Source organism: Francisella noatunensis subsp. noatunensis (assembly GCF_009823375.1).
GTDB lineage: Bacteria > Pseudomonadota > Gammaproteobacteria > Francisellales > Francisellaceae > Francisella > Francisella noatunensis.
Window position 1 is genome coordinate 1 of the sequence record NZ_WBSX01000119.1, and the last position, 5,735, is coordinate 5,735.

The window sequence follows — 5,735 nt, forward strand, 5'->3', positions numbered from 1 at the left end:
TATTTGTGGTAGATTAAAACATGAGGGCATTGTTAATATAACTCACAAAGCAATTTACAACTTAATAAGCAAGTTAAAGCTTAGACACTTATTATTTTTCAAAGCTAGACAATATAAATACAAAAAATCGTTGAGTATATCTAAATAACTTTTAGACACATAGATTTAAAGACAACTGATTTAATATCAAGTCATTCTCACGAAGATAGGAATCTCTACAATATTTAAGAGATCCCCATATCAAGCAGAAGGATGACTACTTTTTTTATGGTACATACTGATTATATAAACTGTCTTATCTATTCATTTATTTTAAAAGAAAAAGTAAAAAATTAAGGTCTAGATCAAGATATCAGAAGTAAAAAGGGGAAAACTGAGTTTTAAGAACTAGACCTTAATGAGAATATGGCGGAATGGACGGGACTCGAACCCGCGACCCCCTGCGTGACAGGCAGGTATTCTAACCAACTGAACTACCACTCCGTTATGGTGCCGACTGCCGGAATCGAACTGGCGACCTACTGATTACAAGTCAGTTGCTCTACCTATTGAGCTAAGTCGGCGACTATGAGTATGTATTATAGCTCTTTTTATCAAGCTGTCAACAATGTTTTGTAATTTTTTTAATTTAATGGAATTATGTCATATTGATTGTATATATGGTTACTTTCAGCTTTTAAATATATATTTTTTTCAATTTCTAATTCTAGCTCTGCTAACCATATAGATTCTTCTTTTTCTATATAATCAATGATCTTTTTCGAAGACATAAGTAAGAAATTATTATAATTTGGATAATTTTTTGATTCTGACTTAATCTCTCTAAATATGTCATAACAAATTGTTTGTAGTGTTTTGACACTTCCTTTACCATTACAATGCTCACATGGCTGGCATAAGGTCCTCAATAAACTCTCATGTACCCTTTTACGTGTCATTTCAACCAATCCTAGCTCTGAAATATCACTTACACTAGTCTTGCCTTATTAAGCTCTAATTCCTTCTTTAAAGCCTCTAAAACTTGTTTTTTGTGTGATTCATCCATCATATCTATGAAATCTATGATTATTATGCCGCCTAAATTTCTCAATCTTAGCTGCCTTGCTATCTCTTTTGTAGCTTCTAGATTTGTTTTAAATATAGTTTCTTCTAGATTTTTGGTTCCTATAAAACCACCTGTGTTTATATCAATAGTTATCATTGCTTCAGTTTGATCAATAACCAAATAACCACCTGATTTGAGATATACTGTTTTATCCAAAGCTTTATTTATTTCAATATCAATATCATATTCTTCAAAAATATTATGTTTTTGATAAAGTTCTATTTTATCTCTTAAACCAGGAATATATTTATCAGCAAATTGGCAAATTTCTTTATATGAATCTATATCATCAATATGGATTTTATCAGGATTATCATTAGCAAAAATATTAATTGTCTTTATTATCAAATTAAAATCTTCATAAACAACACCGGGTTTGATTATAGTGCTAGAAATATCCAAAATATCTTGCCATAAATTATTTAAAAACTTGATATCATTTTCTAACTCTTCATAACTAGCACCCTCTGCAGCAGTCCTTAAAATATATCCGCGAGGATTTTCACTTTGGGTAATTTTTTTAATTGAATCTAATAATCTTTGTTTTTCTTCTTCTTTGTTTATTTTAAGAGATATACCAATATGATCTAGATCAGGTAAAAAAACTAAAAAACGAGATGATACAGATAAATGTGAAGTTAATTTTACACCTTTATTACCAATACTTTCTTTGACTACTTGAACTAATACTTCTTGACCTTCACGTAACCATTTATTGATATCTTCAGTATTTAGTTTATTCAATTTAAAATTTTCATCAGATTCATCATCATCCCTTTCTAAAGGTATAACCTCTGATAAATGTAAAAAACCAGCTTTTTCTAGTCCTATATCTACAAATGCTGCTTGCATACCAGGAAGTACTCTTATTATTTTACCTTTATAAATATTTCCGACTATTCTTTTTTGGTTATCTCTTTCAATTAGAATTTCTTTGAGTATATTATTTTCTTTTATAGCAATTCTTTGTTCATATTTATTTATATTTAAAAATATTTCAGTATTTAATGACATTAGAAAAAGTATTTTTATTTTATTTTTGATTATTTTTCTTTTACTTATTTATATATAACTTTATTCCTTTTTTTATATTATTATTTATTATGTGGGTATTTTCTTGTTGATAACTCTCTAAAAGCTATATATATCAAGAATTAAAGAGGTTTATAATAAATGTATAAGTATGTAAAAAAGATGATTAATTAATATGAATAAAAATGTGGATAAACAATTATCAAATTTATCAACAAAAATATCAACATATTTGTGAATAAGTTATTTAACAACCTTCTTATCAAAAAATAAACAAATTAATTAACATAATTATCCACAGGCTTGATTAATTATGTTTGCTTATTTTTTTTTATTGCAATAAAATCTTACACATTCAATTAATTTACTATACCTTCTATTGGTTATCCTTTTAAATTAAGGATTATTGGGACGTTTTTTTATTATGACTACATGGAATAAGTGTTTAAAAAAGATAAAAAAAAACCTTTCTACGTTTGAATATAAAACGTGGATTAAGCCTATTCATGTAGAGCAAAATAGTAACTTATTCACAATTTATTGTAATAATGAATATTTTAAAAAACATATAAAATCTAAGTATGGAGATCTTATTTCATCAACAATAGAAGAGTTTCATAATGGTGATTTGCTTATAGAATATTCTAGTAAAAAGTTTTCTGGAGAAAAAGCTTCGGGAGTAGCTTCGGTTGGGCCACAAGCAAACTTTTTTAATCAGAAAAATGTTGAAATAAAAGATGATTCTGAAGAAATAAGTCTAAATCAAGAGCCTAAGAAGAATCAAAAAAAACCATCTTCTAAAAAAACGGCTTCCCAAGAGTTATTTGGTTTTGATGAAGCTATGCTTATCACAGATAAAGATGATCAAGAATATTCTTTTGGTTTACCACTAAAAGAAAAATATGTTTTTGATAGTTTTGTCGTTGGTGATGCAAATAAAATAGCTAGAGCAGCGGCTATGCAAGTATCTATTAATCCTGGTAAATTGCATAATCCATTATTTATATACGGTGGTAGCGGACTTGGTAAAACTCACTTGATGCAGGCTATTGGTAATCATGCTAGAGAAGTTAATCCAAATGCTCGAATTATATACACAAACTCAGAGCAGTTTATTAAAGATTATGTAAATTCAATTAGATTACAAGATCAAGATGAGTTTCAAAGAGTGTACAGATCTGCAGATATTCTTTTCATAGATGATATTCAATTTATTGCAGGTAAAGAAGGTACAGCTCAAGAGTTTTTCCATACGTTTAATGCTTTGTATGAAAATGGTAAACAGATTATTCTGACTAGTGATAAGTATCCAAATGAAATAGAAGGTTTGGAAGAAAGATTAGTTTCACGCTTTGGATATGGTCTAACAGTTTCTGTAGATATGCCAGATTTAGAAACTAGAATAGCTATTTTGCTCAAAAAAGCATATGACTTAGGACAAAAACTACCTAATGAAACAGCAGCTTTTATAGCTGAAAATGTACGTACAAATGTTAGAGAGTTAGAGGGCGCTTTAAATAGAGTGCTAACAACCTCTAAATTTAATCATAAAGATCCTACTATAGAAGTAGCGCAAGCTTGTTTAAGAGATGTTATAAAAATACAAGAAAAGAAAGTAAAAATAGATAATATCCAAAAGGTTGTTGCTGACTTTTATAGAATTAGGGTAAAAGACTTAACTTCTAATCAAAGAAGTAGAAATATAGCTAGACCAAGACAAATAGCAATGAGTTTGGCACGTGAGTTGACATCACATAGCTTACCAGAGATAGGTAATGCCTTTGGTGGTAGAGATCACACTACAGTTATGCATGCTGTCAAAGCTATAACTAAATTAAGACAAAGCAATACTTCAATATCTGATGATTATGAGTTGCTTTTAGACAAGATTTCTCGTTAAATAAAAATAGGAACTATTATCAAAGGGGTTTTTAAAAATGAATTTTGTACTAAATAGAGATGACTTACTAAAGCCTTTACAGTCAATGTTATCAGTGGCTAATAGTAAAAGTACAATGCCTTTATTATCATGTATATTGTTTGATATAAATAACAATAATCTTAAAATTACAGCTTCTGATCTTGATACAGAGATATCATGTAATATAGCTATTAGTTGCAATACAAACGTAAAATTAGCGTTAAATGCTGACAAAATATACAATATTGTTAGAAGTTTAAATGATAACTCTATGATTGACTTTAGAATTGATGATAATAAAGTTACAATTATTTCTAATAATAGTACATTTAACCTTATATCGCTAAATGCTGATAGTTATCCTTTAATTGACAGTAATATTAATGAGCAAGCAAGTTTTGATCTTTCTCAACAAGACTTTCATCATATTATCTCAAAAGTAGATTTTTCTATGGCTAATGATGATACTAGATATTTCTTAAATGGGATGTTTTGGGAAATTAACTCAAACTTACTTAGAGCAGTATCTACAGATGGACACAGAATGTCTATTACAGAGTCTATAATAGATAGTAAAGTTTTAGATAGTGATTCGCAGTCAATAATTCCTAAAAAGGCTATTTTAGAACTTAAAAAGATAGTTGGCAAAACAGAAGAAAATATCAAAATATGTTTAGGTAAGAACTATCTTAAAGCAGAGTTTGGTAATTATGCATTTATATCAAAACTTATAGATGGACGTTATCCAGATTATCAAAAAGTAATCCCTAAAAATAACACAAAGCTTTTTGCTGTAGATAAGCAAGTTTTGAAAAATTCATTGTTAAGAACATCTATTCTAGCTAATGATAAATACAAAGGTGTACGTTTAAATATATCTCAAGGACAAGTGCTTTTATCTGCAAATAATCCTGATAATGAAAAGGCTGAAGATAAAGTAGAAGTTCAATATAATGATAATGATATGGAAATATGTTTTAACTACAAATATCTTTTAGATATTATTAATGTTTTAAGTGAAGAAACTATGACTATTTATCTTGATAATCCTAATATGAGCGCTTTAGTTAAAGATGAAAAAGATAATAGCTTGTTTATTATTATGCCAATGAAAAGCTAGATTGTATTCTCAATGTTTATAGAGATACCAAAATGTACTTCATTAGGTGTCAAGTAATTTAAACATTTCTTAGGTCTATTATTCAAGTCTATCTGTAACTTTCTAATGTATTGATGAGATATATTGTTAAAGTTAGTACCTTTAGGTATAAATTGTCTGATATACCTATTCATGTTTTCATTAGTACCTCTTTGCCAAGGACTGTATGGATCAGCAAAGAATACTTTGATGCCAGTCTTGCTAGTTAGCTTCTTATGTTTAGCAAACTCTTTACCATTATCAAATGTAGCTGTTAATATTTTATGACCATTAGATACTTTGTACAATATTCTATTGATTGAATTAGCTGTTCTATCTATAGACTTGGCTAAAATAGTAAATCTGCTAGCTCTATCGACCATTGTTACAATAGCACTTTTATGGTCTTTACCAACAATAGTGTCACCTTCAAAGTGATAAAGATTTTTTCTATTAGCACTGCTAGGTCTTTCAGAAATACTCGCTCTATCCTTTATCTTAACTTGTTTAGAGTCACCTTCTTTTTTGTATTTATATTG

General features: G+C 28.3%; 3 protein-coding genes, 2 tRNA genes and 2 pseudogenes. 3 read left to right on the plus strand and 4 right to left on the minus strand.

All coding sequences use genetic code 11. From position 1 onward, the window contains the following. Positions 1-127, plus strand: a pseudogene (locus F8C69_RS11515) (IS30 family transposase); the annotation flags it as partial. A gap of 279 nt (positions 128-406) precedes the next feature. Here the strand turns inward: F8C69_RS11515 and F8C69_RS08720 are convergent. The 3 genes and pseudogenes from F8C69_RS08720 to F8C69_RS08730 all read right to left on the minus strand — a co-directional run bounded on the left by F8C69_RS08720 (position 407) and on the right by F8C69_RS08730 (position 2,119). After that, a tRNA-Asp gene (locus F8C69_RS08720) sits at positions 407-483 on the minus strand. Positions 484-487: 4 nt separating this feature from the next. Continuing rightward, positions 488-563 (minus strand) — tRNA-Thr (locus F8C69_RS08725). 60 nt (positions 564-623) lie between these two features. Beyond that, positions 624-2,119 (minus strand): annotated as a pseudogene (locus tag F8C69_RS08730) (Rne/Rng family ribonuclease). 442 nt (positions 2,120-2,561) lie between these two features. On the opposite strand from F8C69_RS08730, the gene dnaA reads away from it, so the two are divergent. Both dnaA and dnaN read left to right on the plus strand, forming a co-directional pair. Then, a complete protein-coding gene (gene dnaA / locus F8C69_RS08735) occupies positions 2,562-4,037 on the plus strand; it encodes a chromosomal replication initiator protein DnaA (RefSeq protein ID WP_159184905.1) in 1,476 nt (491 codons plus the stop codon). 37 nt (positions 4,038-4,074) lie between these two features. Further along, positions 4,075-5,178, plus strand: coding sequence for a DNA polymerase III subunit beta (gene dnaN / locus F8C69_RS08740; RefSeq protein ID WP_159184906.1), 1,104 nt, complete (start codon positions 4,075-4,077; stop codon positions 5,176-5,178). Here the strand turns inward: dnaN and F8C69_RS08745 are convergent. Next, positions 5,175-5,735, minus strand: a 561-nt coding sequence (locus F8C69_RS08745; protein WP_159183759.1) for an IS30 family transposase, incomplete at its 5' end; no start/stop codon positions are given. The genes dnaN and F8C69_RS08745 overlap by 4 nt on opposite strands.